This is a genomic window from Arthrobacter sp. TE26545, from assembly GCF_056279005.1.
The window spans coordinates 640,860-659,577 of record NZ_JBWBQM010000001.1 but is presented as its reverse complement, the minus strand read 5'-3'; the positions used below and the strand labels follow the sequence as shown (position 1 = coordinate 659,577).

14 protein-coding genes, 1 pseudogene and 2 riboswitches are annotated in these 18,718 nt (G+C 66.1%); of the genes and pseudogenes, 5 read left to right on the top strand and 10 right to left on the bottom strand.

All coding sequences use genetic code 11. The annotated features are described in order from the left end of the window. Nucleotides 1–72: 72 nt before the first annotated feature. The 5 genes and pseudogenes from glyA to ACZ9CK_RS02935 form a co-directional block, all read right to left on the bottom strand. Nucleotides 73–1,396 (bottom strand): annotated as a pseudogene (gene glyA / locus ACZ9CK_RS02955) (serine hydroxymethyltransferase). Next, complete coding sequence (gene gcvH, locus ACZ9CK_RS02950) at nt 1,393–1,776, bottom strand: glycine cleavage system protein GcvH (RefSeq protein ID WP_426302270.1); 384 nt, start codon at nt 1,774–1,776, stop codon at nt 1,393–1,395. Before gcvH ends, glyA begins: the two are co-directional and overlap by 4 nt. 88 nt (nt 1,777–1,864) lie before the next feature. Further along, nucleotides 1,865–2,983 carry a glycine cleavage system aminomethyltransferase GcvT gene (gene gcvT, locus ACZ9CK_RS02945; protein WP_476049196.1) on the bottom strand — a complete coding sequence of 373 codons (1,119 nt, stop codon included), beginning with the start codon at nt 2,981–2,983 and terminating at the stop codon, nt 1,865–1,867. A gap of 24 nt (nt 2,984–3,007) precedes the next feature. Then, complete coding sequence (gene gcvP, locus ACZ9CK_RS02940) at nt 3,008–5,860, bottom strand: aminomethyl-transferring glycine dehydrogenase (RefSeq protein ID WP_476049195.1); 2,853 nt, start codon at nt 5,858–5,860, stop codon at nt 3,008–3,010. 53 nt (nt 5,861–5,913) lie between these two features. Further along, a riboswitch (glycine riboswitch) is annotated at nt 5,914–6,039 on the bottom strand. 1 nt (nt 6,040) lies between these two features. Further along, a riboswitch (glycine riboswitch) is annotated at nt 6,041–6,138 on the bottom strand. Between the two features lie 135 nt (nt 6,139–6,273). After that, nucleotides 6,274–6,816: a TetR/AcrR family transcriptional regulator gene (locus ACZ9CK_RS02935; protein ID WP_426302267.1), complete on the bottom strand. Its 543-nt coding sequence runs from the start codon at nt 6,814–6,816 to the stop codon at nt 6,274–6,276. A 59-nt stretch (nt 6,817–6,875) separates the two neighbouring features. Between ACZ9CK_RS02935 and trxB the strand changes: the two genes are divergently transcribed. The 5 genes from trxB (at nt 6,876) to ACZ9CK_RS02910 (ending at nt 13,628) form a co-directional block, all read left to right on the top strand. Beyond that, nucleotides 6,876–7,853, top strand: a complete 978-nt coding sequence (gene trxB / locus ACZ9CK_RS02930; protein ID WP_426302266.1) for a thioredoxin-disulfide reductase — start codon at nt 6,876–6,878, stop codon at nt 7,851–7,853. Between the two features lie 234 nt (nt 7,854–8,087). Next, complete coding sequence (locus ACZ9CK_RS02925) at nt 8,088–9,128, top strand: iron ABC transporter substrate-binding protein (RefSeq protein WP_426302265.1); 1,041 nt, start codon at nt 8,088–8,090, stop codon at nt 9,126–9,128. Between the two features lie 4 nt (nt 9,129–9,132). Then, complete coding sequence (locus tag ACZ9CK_RS02920) at nt 9,133–10,725, top strand: ABC transporter permease (protein ID WP_476049194.1); 1,593 nt, start codon at nt 9,133–9,135, stop codon at nt 10,723–10,725. Then, complete coding sequence (locus tag ACZ9CK_RS02915) at nt 10,722–11,873, top strand: ABC transporter ATP-binding protein (protein WP_426302262.1); 1,152 nt, start codon at nt 10,722–10,724, stop codon at nt 11,871–11,873. Before ACZ9CK_RS02920 ends, ACZ9CK_RS02915 begins: the two co-directional genes overlap by 4 nt. 210 nt (nt 11,874–12,083) lie before the next feature. Further along, nucleotides 12,084–13,628, top strand: coding sequence for an APC family permease (locus ACZ9CK_RS02910; RefSeq protein WP_426302261.1), 1,545 nt, complete (start codon nt 12,084–12,086; stop codon nt 13,626–13,628). A 168-nt stretch (nt 13,629–13,796) separates the two neighbouring features. Here the strand turns inward: ACZ9CK_RS02910 and ACZ9CK_RS02905 are convergent, their stop codons facing one another. The 5 genes from ACZ9CK_RS02905 to ACZ9CK_RS02885 all read right to left on the bottom strand — a co-directional run bounded on the left by ACZ9CK_RS02905 (nt 13,797) and on the right by ACZ9CK_RS02885 (nt 18,386). Continuing rightward, complete coding sequence (locus ACZ9CK_RS02905) at nt 13,797–14,342, bottom strand: AMIN-like domain-containing (lipo)protein (protein WP_426302260.1); 546 nt, start codon at nt 14,340–14,342, stop codon at nt 13,797–13,799. 328 nt (nt 14,343–14,670) lie between these two features. After that, nucleotides 14,671–15,954, bottom strand: coding sequence for a hypothetical protein (locus ACZ9CK_RS02900; protein WP_476049193.1), 1,284 nt, complete (start codon nt 15,952–15,954; stop codon nt 14,671–14,673). A 410-nt stretch (nt 15,955–16,364) separates the two neighbouring features. Beyond that, nucleotides 16,365–17,363: a hypothetical protein gene (locus tag ACZ9CK_RS02895; protein WP_476049192.1), complete on the bottom strand. Its 999-nt coding sequence runs from the start codon at nt 17,361–17,363 to the stop codon at nt 16,365–16,367. 156 nt (nt 17,364–17,519) lie between these two features. After that, nucleotides 17,520–17,822 (bottom strand): DUF4193 domain-containing protein, encoded by a 303-nt coding sequence (locus ACZ9CK_RS02890; protein WP_115789241.1) that lies wholly within the window; start codon nt 17,820–17,822, stop codon nt 17,520–17,522. Nucleotides 17,823–18,050: 228 nt separating this feature from the next. After that, nucleotides 18,051–18,386 (bottom strand): hypothetical protein, encoded by a 336-nt coding sequence (locus ACZ9CK_RS02885; protein ID WP_426302257.1) that lies wholly within the window; start codon nt 18,384–18,386, stop codon nt 18,051–18,053. Nucleotides 18,387–18,718 lie beyond the last annotated feature (332 nt).

The following is an 18,718-nucleotide window of genomic DNA, read 5'->3' as shown; positions in this document are numbered from 1 at the left end:
CAGGGAACCCGGACGGTGTGGGCCCAAATCGCCCGCAGAGGATGCCGGCCCCAAAGGACCAAACGGAAGCTGTCAGCCCAGGTTGGCGACAGCCGGGTAAAGCGGGTGCGCTTCGGCCAGGGCCTCCACGCGGTGGCGCAGTCCGGAAAGGTCGGCACCGGCGTCGGCGATCAACGCCTCGGCGATGATGTCGGCGACTTCACGGAAGGCAGCTTCACCGAAACCGCGGGTGGCCAGGGCCGGGGTGCCGATGCGCAGGCCGGAGGTGACCATCGGCGGGCGCGGGTCGAACGGCACGGCGTTGCGGTTGACCGTGATGTCGATCGTGGCAAGCCGGTCCTCGGCCTGCTGGCCGTCCAGTTCGCAGTCGCGCAGGTCCACCAGCACCAAGTGCACGTCGGTGCCACCGGAAACCACGGAGATGCCCTTGGCCGCGACGTCCGGCTGGACCAGGCGCTCGGCCAGGATCCGGGAACCGGCCAGCACGCGGGCCTGGCGCTCCTTGAACTCTTCCGACGCGGCGATCTTGAAGGCCACAGCCTTGCCTGCGATCACGTGCTCCAGCGGGCCGCCCTGCTGTCCCGGGAAAACGGCGCTGTTGATCTTCTTGGCGATCTCGGCGTCGTTGGTCAGGATGATGCCGCCGCGCGGACCGGCGAGGGTCTTGTGCGTGGTGGAGGTGGTGACGTGGGCGTGCGGCACCGGGCTGGGGTGCAGCCCGGCGGCGACGAGGCCGGCGAAGTGCGCCATGTCCACCATCAGGTAGGCACCGACCAAGTCCGCGATGCGGCGGAACTCGGCGAAGTCCAGCTGGCGGGAGTAGGCCGACCAGCCGGCGACGATCAGGGCCGGCTTGTGCTCCAGGGCCAGGGCTTCGACCTCGGCCATGTCCACGGTGTGGCTGTCTTCGCGCACGCCGTAGGGCACCACGTTGTACAGCTTGCCGGAGAAGTTGATGCGCATGCCGTGGGTCAGGTGGCCGCCGTGGGCCAGGTTCAGGCCCATGATGGTGTCGCCCGGCTTGATCAAGGCGTGCATCACCGAAGCGTTCGCCTGGGCACCGGAGGTGCGGCTGCACGTTCGCGTACTCGGCGCCGAAGAGGGCCTTGACACGGTCGATGGCCAGCTGCTCGATGACGTCCACGTGCTCGCAGCCGCCGTAGTAGCGCTTGCCGGGGTAGCCTTCGGCGTACTTGTTGGTCAGCACGGAGCCCTGCGCCTGCATGACGGCCACAGCGGTGTGGTTCTCCGAAGCGATCATTTCCAGGCCGCCGCGCTGGCGGCCCAGTTCGTCGTCGATCTTCGCGGCGATTTCCGGGTCCAGCTCGGACAGCACGGCGTCGAGGGACGGGGAAACGACCTGCTCGAAAGCGGTGGTTCCTGCTGCGGCGCTCACAGTTCGCCTCCGTTCTTGGCAGCGTATTCCTCTGCGGAGAGCAGCGGGCCGTCGGTAACGGCCGCCACCTTGAAGAGCCAGCCGGCACCGTAGGGGTCGCTGTTGATCACGGCAGGGTCGTCGACAGCGCTCGTGTTCAGTTCCGTGACCTCACCCGTCACCGGGGAGTACAGGTCGGACACGGACTTGGTGGACTCGACCTCGCCGCAGGTTTCGCCGGCGGTCACGGTGGAGCCGACCTCGGGCAGGTCGACGTAGACGATGTCGCCGAGGGCGTCAGTGGCCACGGCGGAGATTCCTACGGAGACAAGGTTTCCGTCTTCGCGGGCAACCCATTCGTGTTCCTCCGAGTACTGGAGTCCAGCTGCAACTTTTGCCATGTTTTTTCCTTTACGTTCGTTGTCTGAAAGCTGTCTGAAAAATCGATGGGTGGGGGCGCCGGCCGGATCGTCCGTCCGGCGCCCAACCTTACTTGGCGCGCTTGTAGAACGGCAGCGCGATGACCTCGAAGGGCTCGGCCTTGCCGCGCAGGTCCGCTTCCACGGCGGTGCCGATTTCGGAGTGCTCGACGTCGACATACGCCATCGCTACCGGGTAGCCAAGGGTGGGGGACGGCTGGCCGGAGGTCACTTCACCGATCACGGCACCGTCCTTCAGGACCGGGTAGTGGCCGCGGGCGGCGCGCCGGCCCAGGCCTTTCAGTCCCACCAGGCGTCGGCCCGAGGTGGTCCCGGCGCCGCCGGCCTTGAGTGCCGCGAGGGCCTCCTTGCCGACGAAGTCGCCTTCCTTGGACAGTGCCACCACGGGGCCGAGGCCGGCGGCGAAGGGGTTGCCTTCGAGGGAGAGTTCGTTGCCGTAGAGCGGCATGCCGGCCTCCAGGCGCAGCGAGTCTCGGCAGGCCAGGCCGCACGGGATGAGGCCCAGACCTGCGCCGGCTTCGCTGATCGAGGCCCACAGTGTCGCGGCGCCCTCGTTGGGCAGGAACAGCTCGAAGCCGTCCTCGCCGGTGTAGCCGGTGCGGGCCAGGATGACGTCGTGGCCGGCAACGGTGACCTCGTTGAACGCGTAGTACTTCAGGCCGGTGACCAGTTCGTGCTGGGCGTCGTCCGTGAGCTTGAGCAGGATTGCCTCGGCGTTCGGGCCCTGCACGGCGATGAGGGACATGGCGTCGGAGACGTTCTCCACCACGACGTCGAAGCCCTCGGCGCGCTTGGCCAGCTCGGCGGCGACGGTGGGTGCGTTGCCCGCGTTCGGGACCACGAGGTATTTCTCCGGACCGAAACGGTAGGCGAGAAGGTCGTCGATGATCCCGCCGTCGGCGTTGCAGATCAGCGAGTACTTCGCCTTGCCGTCCGCGACGGCGGACAGCTTGCCCACCAGCGCGTAGTCCAGGAACGCCCCGGCCTCCGGGCCGGTGACCCAGACCTCGCCCATGTGAGAGAGGTCGAACAGGCCTGCGGACTGACGGACGGCGTGGTGCTCAGCCAGTTCGGACGAGTACTTCAGCGGCATCTGCCAGCCGCCGAAGTCCGTGAAGGAAGCCCCGAGTGCCTCATGCGTGCCGTAAAGGGCAGTGTGCTTGCTCATGTGAATGTCCTTTGCGGTTCCGGCTTAGTTTTCGAACTCAGAGATCGGCGGGCAGGAGCAGACCAGGTTGCGGTCCCCTGCTGCGCCGTCGATGCGTCCAACCGGCGGGAAGTACTTGTCCTGCTTGAGCGACTTGACCGGGAACACGGCCTGCTCGCGCGGGTATTCGCGCTTCCAGTCGGAAGACACGACGGCGGCCGCGGTGTGCGGTGCGTTGCGCAGCGGGGATTCCTCCACCGCGAAGTCGCCGGCGGCAACCTGCTCGATCTCGGAGCGGATGGTGATCATGGCCTCGATGAAGCGGTCGATCTCGCCCAGGTCCTCGGACTCGGTGGGTTCAACCATCAGGGTGCCGGCCACCGGGAAGGCCAGGGTGGGTGCGTGGAAGCCGAAGTCGATAAGGCGCTTGGCCACGTCCTCGGCGGTGACGCCGGTGCGGGCGGTGAGCTCGCGCAGGTCCAGGATGCACTCGTGGGCCACGAGTCCGCCTTCGCCCGTGTAGAGCACCGGGAAGTACTCGTTGAGGCGGGCAGCCACGTAGTTGGCGGCCAGCAGCGCGGACTTGGTGGCTTCGGTGAGGCCTTCGCCGCCCATGAGCTTCACGTAGGCCCAGGAAATCGGCAGCACGCCGGCGGAACCGTAGCGCGAGGCCGAGATCGCCACGCCGTGGCCTTCCTCGTGCGCGGCCTTGGTGGCATCGCCGGGCATGAACGGTGCCAGGTGCGCCTTGGCTGCGACCGGGCCGACACCCGGGCCGCCGCCGCCGTGCGGGATGCAGAAGGTCTTGTGCAGGTTCAGGTGCGACACGTCGCCGCCGAACTTGCCGGGCTGGGCCAGGCCCACCAGGGCGTTGAGGTTGGCGCCGTCGACGTAGACCTGGCCGCCTGCCGCGTGTACGGCGTCGCAGACTTCGCGGACGTCGCCGTCGTACACGCCGTGCGTGGACGGGTAGGTGATCATGATGCAGGACAGCACGTCCTTGTTGGCATCGATCTTGGCCTGCAGGTCATCGTGGTCGATGAGGCCTTCGGCGGTGGTGGCGACCACCACGACCTTCATGCCGGCCAGGACGGCGGACGCGGCGTTGGTGCCGTGGGCCGAGGCCGGGATGAGGCAGACGTTGCGCTGCTCGTCGCCGCGGGAGAGGTGGTAACCGCGGATGGCCAGCAGGCCGGCGAGCTCGCCCTGGGAGCCGGCGTTGGGCTGGATGGAGACCTGGTCGTAGCCGGTGATGGTGGACAGGTCCGCCTCCAGGCCCTCGATCAGTTCACGCCAGCCGGCGGTCTGGGATTCCGGGGCGAAGGGGTGGATCGAAGCGAACTCCGGCCAGGAGATGGCTTCCATCTCGGCGGTGGCGTTCAGCTTCATGGTGCAGGAGCCCAGCGGGATCATGGTGCGGTCAAGCGCCAGGTCCCGGTCGGAGAGCTTGCGGATGTAGCGCAGCAGCTGGGTTTCGGAGCGGTGGGTGTTGAACACCGGGTGCTGCAGGTAGTCGGAGCTGCGCACGACGGCGGCGGGCAGCTCGAGCCCGGAAGCCTCACCCAGGGGGCCGGCGCCGAAGGCGACGGCGACGGCGGACAGGACTTCCGGCGTCGTGGTTTCATCCACGGACACACCCACGGTGTCGGCGTCGATGCGGCGCAGGTTGATGCCGCGGGCCTCGGCGGCGGCGATGACCTGCTCGGCCTTGCCCGGAACCTTGACGGTGATGGTGTCGAAGAAGGACTCGCTGGCCAGTTCGCGTCCGGCGGCCTGCAGGGTAGCGGCAAGCACCCGGGCGTTGCCGTGCACCGTTTCAGCGATGGCCTTCAGGCCGTCGGGGCCGTGGTAGACGGCGTACATCGAGGCGGTGATGGCCAGCAGCGCCTGCGCGGTGCAGATGTTGGAGGTGGCCTTCTCGCGGCGGATGTGCTGTTCGCGGGTCTGCAGGGCCAGGCGGTAGGCCGGGACGCCTGCGCTGTCCTTGGAGACACCAACGATGCGGCCCGGAAGCTGGCGCTCGAGGCCCTTGTGCACGGCCATGTAGGCGGCGTGCGGGCCGCCGAAGAACAGCGGGACGCCGAAGCGCTGGGCGGTGCCGACGGCGATGTCCGCACCCTGCTCGCCCGGAGGGGTGATGAGGGTCAGCGCCAGCAGGTCGGCGGCGACGGTGACGAGGGCGCCGCGCTCCTTGGCGGCGGCGATGACGGCGGTCTGGTCCCAGACCCGGCCGGACACGCCGGGCTGCTGCAGCACGATGCCGTTGATGTCGCCATCGGGCAGGCCCTGGGAGAGGTCGGCGACCTCAACCTCGAAGCCGAGCGCCTCGGCGCGGCCCTGCACGATCGCGATGGTCTGCGGCAGGACGTCCGCATCCACGACGGTCTTGCCGACGGCGGCGGCCTTGTTCTTGTTGGCGCGGCGCATGAGCAGCACGGCCTCGGCGACGGCGGTGGCTTCGTCAAGCAGGGAGGCGTTGGCGATGGGCAGGCCGGTGAGGTCCTCCACCATGGTCTGGAAGTTCAGCAGGGCTTCGAGGCGGCCCTGCGAGATTTCCGGCTGGTACGGGGTGTAGGCGGTGTACCAGGCCGGGGCCTCGAGGATGTTGCGGCGGATCACCGGAGGGGTCACGGTGTCGTAGTAGCCCTGGCCGATCATCTGGACGGCGGTCTTGTTCTTGGCGGCGAGCCTGCGCAGCTCGGCCAGCACCTCGACCTCGCTGAGGGCCTTGCCGAGGGTGAGCGGGGATTCCTGGCGGATGTCGTTGGGAACCGCGGTGTCCACGAGCGAGTCCACAGTGTCATAGCCGACGGTCTTGAGCATGTGGTCGATATCGGCCTGGCGGCGGGAGCCGATATGCCGGTCCACGAAGGTGGTTGATGCTGAACTAACAGTCACGAAAGGAACTCCATTGACGAAGAGGGCGCTGGGTACGCCACAGTGGTTGGGTTCCTCCCCGCTCTGTCTTGGACCTGAGAGATTCCGCAGACGAGTCTGCTTGCACCGTCGGTGAGCCCGTTGCCCCGCGCCTTGAACTCGTCATGGTCACATGGACAGCGTGCTGCTTTCCAGAGTTGCCTTGGTGCGGCGGTACATGGGCCTGAGAGATTCCTGGGGAGGATTTGCTCCTACGGCGCCTGCATCACTTGTCTGCAGGACTCTCCCGCCGCAGATCAGAGGCGTATTCATTTGTGGTCGTTGCTGCTCGCGGCACGCCGTGATGGTTGCCACAAGGCTCAATTGTCCTATGGAGCGGAGCTGTTCGCAAATGTATCCCCCGACGCCTTGCCGCGGCGGCCGGTACCGCTCCCTCAGCCCCTGCGGAGGAGCTCGACGGCGGCAAGGAGGGCCTCGACGTCGGCCTGCCGGTGGGCTGCACCTCCCCCGTGGCTGCCTTCAAGCATTGCGTTGAAGTACAGCCCGTCGCCCATGTACCGGACGGCCTTGGCCAGGTCCGGACCAATCTCTTCGGCGAGCACGTCCAGCCATTGCTGCTGGATTCCCGCGAAGCGCCGGCGGGTCTCTTCGTGGGCCACTTCGGCCAGCCGCGTCGCAGCCACGAACACGCGGTCCATGGGGGTGTCGTCCCAGAGCGAAGACTTGATGAAGTAGACCGCTGCCCCTTCAGGAGCAGACTTCATGGCGTCGATGTCCGCTTCGGCCAGCCGGTCGAGCCGCTCAAGCAGGGCGGCGATCATCGCTTCCTTGTTGGGGAAGTGGTAGAGCAGCCCACCCTTGGATACACCGGCACGCTTGGCCACGGCGTCCAGGGTGGCGGCCCGCTCCCCCACGTCGATGAGGACGGCTTCGAAGGCATCCAGGACGGCGTCCCGGGCTACAGGTTTACGCGGCATGGTCACCATCATCCCCCACAACCCTTGATCGGACGCCCGGTTCTTGCTCCACTGGCACCATGAGCACCGAACAGCTGATCATCGTCGGGTCCGGCCCCGCCGGCTACACCGCCGCCATCTACGCGGCCCGGGCCGGACTGGAACCACTGGTCGTCGCCGGCTCCGTGACCGCCGGCGGCGCCCTCATGAACACCACCGAGGTGGAGAATTTCCCGGGGTTCCCGCGCGGCATCCAGGGCCCCGAGCTCATGGACGGGCTCCAGGAACAGGCCGAGAGGTTCGGCGCCAAAATAGTGTTCGACGACGCCGTGTCCCTGGAGCTGAATGGCCACCTCAAGCGCGTGGCAACCGGAGCCGGGGAGACTTACGAGGCGCCCGCCGTCATCCTCGCCACGGGCTCGGCGTACAAGGAACTCGGGCTGCCCGAAGAGAAGAGCCTCAGCGGCCACGGTGTCTCCTGGTGCGCCACCTGCGACGGTTTCTTCTTCCGGGAACAGGACATCATCGTTGTGGGCGGCGGCGACTCCGCCATGGAGGAGGCCACCTTCCTGACGCGCTTCGCGAAGTCCGTGACCGTCGTCGTGCGGCGCGATGAGCTGCGCGCCTCCAGGATCATGGCCCAGCGAGCCAAGGACAATCCCAAGATCAGCTTCGCCTGGAACTCCGCCGTCGCCGCCATCCACGGCAACGCGAAGGTCACCGGTGTCACCTTGAGCGACACCCGCACGGGCCGGAAGCGGGAACAGGCAGCCACCGGAATCTTCGTGGCGATCGGCCACGTGCCGCGGACGGAACTACTCACCGGCCAAGTGGACCTGGACGCCGAGGGCTACATCAAGGTGGCCTCGCCCACCACGGTCACGAACCTCCGGGGCGTCTTTGCCTGCGGCGACGCCGTGGACCACCGCTACCGGCAGGCCATCACCGCCGCGGGCAGCGGCTGCGCTGCGGCCCTGGACGCCGAACGCTACCTCGCGGCACTCGAGGACGCGGACAGCATCGCCACGGCACTGGTGGAGGAGCCCACGCATTCCTGAGCGCACCCGCTCCTGGGCATTCCCGACTGACCGACAGTTGTGGTCGTTTTGGAGCCTCAAAACGACAACAACTGCGAGCCAGTTGGGCCGGGCCCGTCATTACGTCACGACAACTTTGCGTAATGCGCGGCGCTTCAGGCATGCTGGATGGGTTCAAAGGTTTGGCTACCCTAATTTCCGGCAGCCTCCTTGGCTCCGCAGCCCCACGGCTCCTGTTCGCAGAAAGTAGCATCCATGATCCGCAAGAACGCGCTGGCCGGCATTGCCCTTGCCGCCGCCGCTGCCCTCAGCCTGGCCGCCTGCGGCGGCTCCACCCCGTCCGCAGAGAGCAGCAGCCCGGCCGGTCCTACCGACATCACGGTCTACAACGCACAGCACGAAAGCCTGACCAAGGAATGGGTCGACGAGTTCACCAAGGAGACCGGCATCACGGTCACCCTGCGTCAGGGCTCGGACACCGAAATGTCCAACCAGATCATCCAGGAAGGCGCAGCCTCTCCCGCTGACGTCTTCCTGACGGAGAACTCCCCGGCCATGGCGCAGGTCGAGAACGCCGGGCTCTTCGCCGACGTCGACAAAGCCACCCTCGCCCAGGTTCCCGCCGGTTTCCGTCCTTCCACGGGCAAGTGGACCGGCATCGCCGCCCGCTCCACCGTGCTGGTCTACGACAAGAACAAGATCAGCGAGGACAAGCTGCCCAAGTCGATGCTGGACCTGGCCAAGCCGGAGTGGAAGGGCAAGTGGTCCGCGTCTCCGTCAGGCGCCGACTTCCAGGCGATCGTCTCCGCCCTGCTCGAGCTCAAGGGCGAAGCCGCCACCAAGGAATGGCTCAAGGGCATGAAGGAAAACGCCAAGGAATACAAGGGCAACAAGACCGCCATGAAGGCCGTCAACTCCGGCGAAGTGGATGCCGCCCTGATCTACCACTATTACTACTACGGCGACCAGGCCAAGACCGGCGACGACTCCAAGAACGTCACCCCGTACTACTTCCGCAACCAGGACCCGGGCGCATTCCTCTCCATCTCCGGCGGTGGCGTGCTGAAGTCCTCGAAGAACGCCGCGAAGGCGCAGGCGTTCCTGAAATTCATCACCGGCAAGAAGGGCCAGGAGATCCTCCGCGACGGCACCTCGTTCGAGTACGCCATCGCATCCGGGGTCGCCGCCAACGCAAAGCTCGTCCCGGTCAAGGAACTCGAGGCTCCCACCGTTGATCCGGCCAAGCTCAACTCCAAGAAGGTCACCGACATGATGACCGAGGCAGGACTCCTGTAATTCCGTGAGTATCGTTCCACCGGCTTCCGTCTCCCAACGGAGCACGACGACGGCGGGCAAGGGCAAGCGCCCTCGCCCGCCTTTCGGCGTTCCAGCACTTTCCGTCACCGCGGTCCTGATCGCTCTTTTCTCGCTCCTGCCGCTGGGCTACGTGGCCTACATGACGGCAGCCACCGGCTGGGACACCGCCGTCGGGCTCATCTTCCGGCCGCGTGTCGGTGAACTGCTGGGGAACACGGTCCTGCTGATCCTCCTCACGGTTCCACTGTGCCTCGTGCTGGGCGTCGGCGGCGCCTGGCTCGTGGAGCGGACCGCGCTGCGCGGGCACCGCGTGTGGGCTGTTGCCCTGGCCGCGCCACTGGCCATCCCGGCCTTCGTCAACAGCTATGCCTGGGTCTCCGTGGTGCCGTCCCTGGAAGGCATCTGGTCCGGTGTCCTGATCGCAACCCTGTCCTATTTCCCGCTGGTCTACATTCCGGCGGCCGCGATGCTGGGGCGCCTGGACCCGGCGATCGAACAGTCCGCGGCCTCCCTGGGACTCGGGCCATGGGCCGTGTTCTTCCGGGTCGTGCTGCCGCAGCTGAGGATCGCCATGACCGGCGGGGGGCTGCTGGTTGCCCTCCATCTGCTGGCCGAATACGGCGCGTTCGCGATGATCCGCTTCGATACCTTCACCACGGCGATCATGACCCAGTTCCAATCGACCTTCAACGGCACCGCCGGGAACATGCTGGCGAGCGTGCTGGTGCTGTTCTGCCTGGGCCTGCTGCTCGTGGAAGTGCGCAGCCGCGGCACGGCCCGCTATGCCCGCATCGGTTCCGGTGCCCAGGCCAAGGCGCTCCGCGCACGGCTCGGCGGTTTCCAGCTGCCTGCGCAGTTGGTGCTGCTGGCCCTCAGCGTGCTCGCCTTCGGCCTGCCGTTCTGGCTGGTGCTGCGCTGGGTCATGCTTGGCGGAAGCTCGATCTGGGATTCCGCCGAGTTCGTCCCCGCCCTGCTCCAGACCCTCGGCTATGGACTGGCCGGCGCCCTGGTGACCACCGTGGTGGCGTTCCCCTTGGCGTACCTCGCGGTCCGGAACCCCGGATGGTTCAGCAAGGCCCTTGAGCTCTCCAACTACATCACCAGTTCACTGCCCGGAATCGTGGTGGGCCTGGCGTTCGTAACCATCAGCATCCGGTTGGTGCCCGGCGTCTACCAGACCGCCGGGCTCCTCATTGCGGCCTACGTGCTCCTCTTCCTTCCCCGTTCCCTCGTGAACCTGCGCTCCGGGCTGGCCCAGGCGCCGAAAGAACTCGACGAAGCCGCCCGTTCGCTCGGAAAATCCCCATGGGTGGCGTTCCTGAAGGTCACTTTGCGCCTGAGCGCACCGGCCGCCGCCGGCGGCGCAGCACTGGTGTTCCTCGCGATCGTGAACGAACTGACGGCAACCCTGCTCCTGTCCCCGAATGGCACCAGCACGCTCGCCACCGAATTCTGGAGCAAGAGCAGCGAGATCGACTATTCCGGCGCCGCCCCTTATGCGCTGCTGATGATCCTGCTGTCCGCACCGATGACCTACCTGCTTTTCCAACAGTCCAAGAAAGTGGCCGGACAGTGACCGAACAATCCCCCTCCAGTCTTCCCGCACCCCGCATCGCCCCGGCCATCGCCTCGACCACGGATCCGCACCTGGACATCACGGACGTCACCAAGAACTTCGGCGCCCAGGCAGTGCTGAAGGGCGTCAACCTCTCGGTCGCCAAGGGCGGAACCACCGCGATCGTCGGCCCCTCGGGATCGGGCAAGACCACCCTGCTGCGCCTGATCGCCGGCTTCGAGCACCCGGACACGGGCACGATCTGCCTCAATGGCCGGCAGGTGGCCGGCAACGGCGCCTGGCAGCCGGCCCACAAGCGGCACGTGGGCTATGTCGCACAGGACGGCGCGCTCTTCCCGCACCTCACCGTGGGGCAGAACATCGCCTTCGGCCTTGACCACTCAGCGCTCGACGGCGGCCGCCACGCCGTGCGCGGACGCGTCGCCGAACTGCTCGAAATGGTTTCCCTCGATCCCGCCATGGCGAAACGCCGCCCACACCAGCTGTCCGGCGGCCAACAGCAGCGCATCGCCCTCGCCCGGGCCCTGGCGCGCAAGCCTGAGCTGATGCTGCTGGACGAGCCGTTCTCGGCGCTGGATGCCGGCCTCCGGGTCGCCACCCGCCGGGCCGTGGCCAACGTCCTGAGCGAAGCGGGGGTCACGACCATCCTGGTCACCCACGACCAGGCCGAGGCGTTGTCCTTCGCCGACCAGGTGGCGATCATGCGCGGCGGAAAGCTGGCCCAGATCGGCAACCCCTTCGTGGTCTACACCCGGCCGGCAGACCGTGCCACTGCGGAGTTCCTCGGCGATGCCGTCATCCTGGACGCATGGATGGAAGGCTCGCTGGCAACCTGTTCGCTGGGCGGCATTCCGGTGCGCCGCCCGCCGGCGCAGGGTGCCGTGCAGCTGATGCTCCGGCCCGAACAGATCCGGATCGCCCCCGACGGCCCGATCCGCGGCGTGGTGGTGGACACGGACTACTTCGGCCCGGAAACCACCGTCCGGATCCGACTGGCTCCCCTGCCCGGAGCCGGTTCCGACCACCGCTTCCCGGGCGGCGGCGAAGTCATCACCATCCGGCACTGGAACGCCTCCATCACCAAGCCGGGCACGGAACTCTGCCTGCGCGTGGTGGGCGAAGGCGTGGCCTTCCCCGCGGAAAAATAGGCGCCGCGCCGCGCCGGAAGCCCAGACCGAGGACGCACCACGACCCGCCGCGGAACCAAACAAACAAAACAAAAACGTGATCCAGCTTGCATTGGGACCCGCCTGCATCCATACTAAATGAACGCTATTCATTTAGTGATACTTGTCTCAATGGCCACGCGGCAATCTTCATCCTCCCCGACCGCGCCCGGCCAGCTAGAAAGGGCCCCCATGAGCCAGACAATCAATCGCGACGGCAACGCCGCCGGCTCCGCGCATAAGATCAGCGGCAAGGGACTGAAGACCGGGCAGCTCGGCCTGCTCGCCGTCGTCGTCCTCGGTATTTCCTCGGTTGCCCCGGCGTACAGCCTGACCAGCTCGCTCGGCCCGGCCGCAGACGCGGTTGGCCTTCAGCTGCCCGCCATCTTCATCCTTGCATTCATTCCCATGATCCTGATGGCGTTCGCCTACCGGGAACTCAACGCAGATTCGCCAGACAGCGGCACTACCTTCACCTGGGCAACCAAGGCCTTCGGGCCGTGGGTCGGCTGGATGGGCGGATGGGGCCTGCTGGCCGCCAACATCATCGTCCTGTCCAACCTGGCCGGCGTGGCGGTGGACTTCTTCTATCTCTTCCTCGCCCAGGTGTTCGGCAATCCGGAACTGGCAGAGCTGACCTCCAACACGCCGCTGAACATCGCAACCTGCCTGGCATTCGTGGCACTGGCAGTGTGGGTCAGCTATCGCGGCCTGCAGGCCACCAAGCTGGTGCAGTACAGCATGGTCGGCTTCCAGATCGTCGTCCTGGGCGTCTTCATTGTCATGGCCATCACCCACGCCGCATCCGGTGACACCCCCACGGCGATCGGCTTCAACTGGGACTGGTTCAACCCGGCCAAGATCGGCAGCTTCGAACAGTTCGCCGCAGGAATGTCCCTGGCCGTCTTCGTCTACTGGGGCTGGGACGTCTGCCTTACCCTGAACGAAGAGACCAAGGGCGGAAAGGGTACGGCTGGGAAGGCCGGAACCACCACCGCGGTGGCGGTCCTTGGCCTCTACATCGCCGTGATCGTGGCAACCATGATGGTTGCCGGCGTCGGAAGCGACGGCATCGGCCTGAACAACCCGGACAACCAGTCAAACATCTTCGCGGCTCTGGCCTCACCCGTGATGGGCCCACTGGCCATCCTGATGTCCCTGGCCGTCCTTTCCGGCACCGCTTCCTCGCTGCAGTCCACCATGGCGTCCCCGGCGCGTAGCCTGCTCGCCATGAGCCACTACGGCGCCCTGCCGAAGAACCTTTCGACGGTAAGCAAGCGCTTCGGCACGCCCGGCTATGCGACCATTGCCGCCGGCGTGATCTCCGGCGGCTTCTACGCGGTGATGAAGGTGGTCAGCGAAAACGTCCTGAACGACACCATCATGGCCCTGGGCCTCATGATCTGCTTCTACTACTCCCTCACCGCCTTTGCCTGCACCTGGTACTTCCGCAAGAGCCTGTTCTCCAGCGTGCGCAACTTCTTCATGCGCCTGCTCTTCCCCATGGTGGGCGGCCTGGTGCTGACGCTGGTGTTCTTCCAGACCGCCGTGGACAGCTGGGCGCCGGAGTTCGGCAGCGGCTCGGAAATCGGCGGCGTGGGATTGGTGTTCATCCTGGGCGTCGGCATCCTTGCCCTGGGCGTCGTCGCCATGCTCGTCATGGCCCGCCTGCGCCCCGGCTTCTTCAAGGGAGAGACCATCCGCAAGGACACTCCCGCGCTGGTGGTTCCCGAATAGCTTTCGACGTCTGAGCGGAGCGTCGGAACGAGCCGCGCTGCCTGAAGCGCCGGCTCACAACGAAGCCCTGGTCCGGATTTCCGGGCCAGGGCTTCGTTGTGTCAGCCGCCGGGCTTTCGGCGGTCAGGTCCGCCGACGATCAGTTCCGTCGGCGATCAGGTCCGTGACTCACCAGAAGTGGGCAACGTCCACCACCAGGCGCGAACCCGTTCCCGGACCGGCCAAGGTGAAGACCCGGAACGGCAGGCGTGCCCGCACACCGAGGCCGAGTGTCGTATAGCCTTCAAAGCTCCCCGCCCAGGCCACCTGCCGGAAGGTCTGGTACCCGGAGACGTTGCTCAGTTCCTTCTTGTTGGCAGGGTTGTAGGTGGCCTGGCCACTGCTGTTGTACGCGGGGGCGTTGACGGTGACCTGGATGAAGGCACCGCCGCGCAGCGGCACTGGAAGGCCGGAGCCGTCCTGGACCACCTGCGACACGTATTTGACGGTGTAGCCAGCTACTTTGCCATTGAGGTCGATCACAAGGCGGTCGTAGCAAGGCTGCTGACCTGTTCTGACATTTGTTACTTGTGCACCGGACATCGCGGCGTTGGTCTTGGCCAACGACCCCCAGACGATGCCGCAGTATGAGGCCGCCGAAGCGGGCCCCGGAGCGATGAGACCAAGACCGGTAGCCATGACCAGGGCCACCAGCCAGGTTTGAAGCTTTTTCATTGTGGGCCACCTCCCTTGAGTGATTGATACCTCAAGGGTAGGAGCGTTTTGGCCCGTAATGGCGGCTTGTATCCGCTTCGGCGCACAACCGTTAAACGGCCCGCAGACGGGTCACGGAGCGTCACCCTGGGGGCTTAATTCGCCCCATTTTCGTGGCTCCTGTGGGGCATTCGCAGCCCGGTTCGTTATGCGGGATAACGACGCCGGCCAGCCCGCTATGCGGGTCGGCGCTTGTACCTCCTTCCAGGTCCTGTCATACGGCTTTGGTCCGTTGGGGCGGACCCCCGCCCAGCCACGGGGGTCCGCCGTCAGCGGGTTGCCTGAAGGGCTACCGGGCCGCCCTTGCGATGCCTGCGAACGGCTTCGCCCGCTTGGTCAGGACGATCAGCACAAATCCGAGCAGCAGGCTCAACATGGGTGCCCAAAGGTTCGCTCCAAGGGGCTGGGCAAACGAAGCGGCACCCGCAGCGATCGCGGTGCACATGCCAAGGGGAGCCGCCCAGCCCACGCCCGGAGCCACCGCGAGGGTGCCCGATCCCGAGCCTTTGGTGGCCCCGGAACCGCTTGTTCCGGCGTCGACTACAACGTCAATCCCCTGAGCAGCTCCGCTGCCGGATCCCGGCTTTCCCCCGGTACCGTCAGAGGTCCCACCATCACTACGCCCTGTGCTGAGACCGCCCAGCAAGCCGTTGAGGAATCGAACCACGGTTGGAACAGCCCCGTTCGCGCTGTCAGTGCCATTTCGAACATTGCCTCCACCGTTCTGTTGTCCGCCGGAGTTGGCGGTGCCGAGGATTCCGGCGGTGCCGAGGACACCGGTTCCGGTGCCGCCGAGGATTCCGGCGGTGCCGAGGACACCGGTTCCGGTGCCGCCGAAGTTGCCGAAGTTGTCGAGGTTCCCGAGGTTCCCGACGTTCCCGAGGTTCCCGAGGTTCCCGACGTTCCCGAGGTTCCCGAGGTTCCCGAGGTTCCCGAGGACACCCGTACCCAGGATTCCTGTGTTCCCGAGGACGGCCGAATTGCCAAGGAGGCTTGTTCCGGTGCCGCCGAAGTTGCCAAGCGTTCCCGCCAGCGTTCTGGTGTTAATTGCAGGTACTCGCGGCGTGCCAGCGGTGGGAGCTGCAACGGTGCCAAGCGACACCGTCACGTCAGCAGGCCCCGCCTGCGTCCCCGCGGTACCTGCACTGCCTGCCTTCGTTCCGGCCGTCCCGGCACCCAAGGTGCCAAGCGACACCGTCACGTCAGCAGGCCCCGCCTGCGTCCCCGCGGTACCTCCACTGCCTGCCTTCGTTCCGGCCGTCCCGGCACCCAAGGTGCCAAGCGACACCGTCACGTCAGCAGGCCCGGCCTGCGTCCCCGCGGTACCTGCAATGCCTGCCTTCGTTCCGGCCGTCCCGGCACCCAAGGTGCCAAGCGACACCGTCACGTCAGCAGGCCCGGCCTGCGTCCCCGCGGTACCTGCACTGCCTGCCGTCGTTCCGGCCGTCCCGGCACCAAAGGTGCCAAGCGACACCGTCACATCAGCAGGCCCGGCCTGCGTCCCCGCGGTACCTGCACTGCCTGCCGTCGTTCCGGCCGTCCCGGCACCAAAGGTGCCAAGCGACACCGTCACATCAGCAGGCCCCGCCTGCGTCCCCGACGGGGTTACGGACCGCGTCGCGGTAGGCGCTGCCAGGCCATCAAGCGAAACCACCGCAGTGGTTGGCCGGTTCGCCGACGACGATGGGGATCCCGTTCCAAGCGTTCCCAGCTGGAGGCTCACAACGCCGTTGGAGTGTTGTTCCGGAGCAGCTGTGCCAACGGATACGAGGAAGTTGTTCGTTCCCTCTTGGCTGGCTGTAGTGTCCGCAGCGGAAGCCGCGGCGGCTCCGACGAGCATGACCCCGCCTGCAAGCAGGGCTCCATAAAGGCTCCTGCGCATGAAGTTTTGCATGTCGATCTTCTCCTGAAATGAGCTTGAATGATCGTCCGCCTTGCTCAGGCAGACATGATTGATGCGGTCACAGGACCGCAGGGCATCATTCAGTCAGGAGAAAAACCGGGATTGCGGTTGAGCGCTTGTGGATCAGGTCCGCTGGAGCGGGCCTTGAGTTCGCTGGCCGGGCTAAACGGGACTTTGAAGATATCGGTAGTCCCGGCGACCGGTACCTGCTGGTTCGACAGGCCCCCGGAGTTTGCGCTGCCCGCTGCCCCAACTGGCGGCGTTGCCGGCGGGGATGGATCTTCAGGGTGGCCCGCCGGATTCCGCGGCGCCATTCCGGACGTGTTGCCGGCAGGTTCAGGCAAGGTGCCGGAGAACCCGGCTCCGAAGAGCCGGGCTCCGGAAGACTGTTCGCCTGGGTGCTGCTCCGAACCGAGCGCGGAGTGACCGAAGGCCGACTTCGCTGCCGGTGCAAGGTCACGCGCAGCCTCGGGGACCGGTTCAACCGTGGGGCTGCCACCAGCCGCGACTGCCGGCAAAGCGGGTGCTGCCACGATATCCGGCAGCTCGCCGCCAACGCTGGCAGGCAGGGACGCCGCCCGCGTGAGTACCGGCTTCACCGCCGCGGTGCTGTCATGGATGACGGAATCCACGACGGCGGCGGCCGGCTTGGAGATTGCCTGCACCCCTGAGGGGGCCGCCGACGTCACGGTGGAGGTCACGTTCCGGGCGGCGGTTTCGACTGATGTCAGCGAACCATCCGCCAAAGCGGCCACAGGTGCCAGAGACTGCTCCGCCAAGCCTGTCGCGGTCGAGGCCCTTTTAGCGATGGCGACCGCGGGCTCGGCCCCCTTGGGCACGGTTTGATTGGTTACGGTTCGATCGAGCGCGGTTCGATCGAACGCGGCGCTGCTGGGAGATTCCGCGGCGGAGGGGTCATTCACCTGCACGATCCGGGTCGCATCGGAAAGCGAGGAAAGGTCCGACGCGAAACTTGTAGCGGCGCTGGCAAAGACCCAAGCGACAGCCAGGAAAAGGGAACCGAGGAGGACCCGCAGGCCGCGCTGGAGGAAGGTCACGGGCACGACGTTCTGCCACATGGCGTTCACCCCCAGCGGGAAACCTCGAACGATCGTGTTTTGACAGTAGGACCCTGCTGCGGGTAATTCAAGACCTAACCGCTAATGGGTTCAGCCCGCAAAAAAGCCCGCCTGGCCGACGGGCCGGCAGGCGGGCTTTCTCAGTTTTGCGGGAGCTTAGCCTTCGCAGTCGTAGCAGTACTTGAGGCCGTTCTTCTCCAGCGCGATCTGCGAGCGGTGGCGGACCAGGAAGCAGGACGAACACGTGAATTCATCGGACTGCTCCGGGACAACCACGACGGTCAGTTCTTCGCCGGAAAGATCGGCGCCCGGAAGGTCGATGCCCTCAGCTGTGTCGTTTTCGTCAACATCGATGACAGCAGTCTGGGCACCGGCGCCGCGGGACGCCTGAAGGGCCTCGAGCGATTCGGCGGGAGACTCTTCTTCGGTCTTGCGTGGGGCGTCGTAATCGGTAGCCATTAGTGTGGTTCGCTTTCGTTGCTGCACAGTGCCATTCCGGCACCTCAGTGAAGGAGTTTAGGGCATAGTACACGGCTTCAACGAATAGTGTGTCCAAGAAAACATTTTCGGCTTCCCGGCGCCGGTTCCGGCCCGGAATCCTGCCTGTTTTAGCCCAGGTGGGTTAAAAGTGGAAGCTTCCACGGGCGCACCCGCGGAAGCTTCCTTTTCTCTCTCAGTCGTGTCCGCCTAGCTGGAGGGACCGCCCGGGCCGTACATAACCGAGTAGTGCGACAGATCCTTGCCGGAGGTGTGCCAGATGGTCACGCTGGTGACTCCGGGATCGTAGTACGTGATTTCCGCGCCGAGGCCCTGGTTCGCAGAACCGGCCTTGACGCAGGTGGCCGTGATAACCATGCCGGCGGGCGCCGTCAAGGTGATCGAGGTGACGCTTCCGGAAACGTCGATCCGGCCTGAGTCCCATTCCGGACAGAGTTGTCCGGTGGCAGGAGCTGCGCTGGCGGGCATGGCCCCGCCGAGGAAAACCATGCCCGCAACAGCAGCCGCGGCCAGTATTCGCTTCATTCTTTACTCCTCAATGAGCATTGGAAATTCCGGGCCCGGGGTCCCTGTAGCCCCCAGGCCCTCTGCGTTCTGGCCGGCCCTTTCAATAGATGAAATCCGCGCACTCGGATCGTTGGCACATGACGCGCCCCAACTGTGCACCATCTCCACCGTCCAGCTTCGTGACAGATGGCATCCCGCTGAATGCCTGCACGCTCCGTGCGTGCTGCTAGAAACAATAGGGACGCGTGGGAATAAGCACCCGAGTAGTTTGTACTCGTTTTTTGGAGCCGTTCCGCGGCGTTTTCGTCCCCGATTACTTATTCCTTTGCCTCCCCCACCCGGGCACCATG

Coding starts and splice junctions, on each gene's coding strand:
- gcvH (WP_426302270.1), bottom strand. CDS start 1,776: ATGGCAAAAGTTGCAGCTGGACTCCAGTACTCGGAGGAACACGAATGG.
- gcvT (WP_476049196.1), bottom strand. CDS start 2,983: ATGAGCAAGCACACTGCCCTTTACGGCACGCATGAGGCACTCGGGGCT.
- ACZ9CK_RS02935 (WP_426302267.1), bottom strand. CDS start 6,816: ATGCCGCGTAAACCTGTAGCCCGGGACGCCGTCCTGGATGCCTTCGAA.
- trxB (WP_426302266.1), top strand. CDS start 6,876: ATGAGCACCGAACAGCTGATCATCGTCGGGTCCGGCCCCGCCGGCTAC.
- ACZ9CK_RS02925 (WP_426302265.1), top strand. CDS start 8,088: ATGATCCGCAAGAACGCGCTGGCCGGCATTGCCCTTGCCGCCGCCGCT.
- ACZ9CK_RS02910 (WP_426302261.1), top strand. CDS start 12,084: ATGAGCCAGACAATCAATCGCGACGGCAACGCCGCCGGCTCCGCGCAT.
- ACZ9CK_RS02905 (WP_426302260.1), bottom strand. CDS start 14,342: ATGAAAAAGCTTCAAACCTGGCTGGTGGCCCTGGTCATGGCTACCGGT.
- ACZ9CK_RS02895 (WP_476049192.1), bottom strand. CDS start 17,363: ATGTGGCAGAACGTCGTGCCCGTGACCTTCCTCCAGCGCGGCCTGCGG.
- ACZ9CK_RS02890 (WP_115789241.1), bottom strand. CDS start 17,822: ATGGCTACCGATTACGACGCCCCACGCAAGACCGAAGAAGAGTCTCCC.
- ACZ9CK_RS02885 (WP_426302257.1), bottom strand. CDS start 18,386: ATGAAGCGAATACTGGCCGCGGCTGCTGTTGCGGGCATGGTTTTCCTC.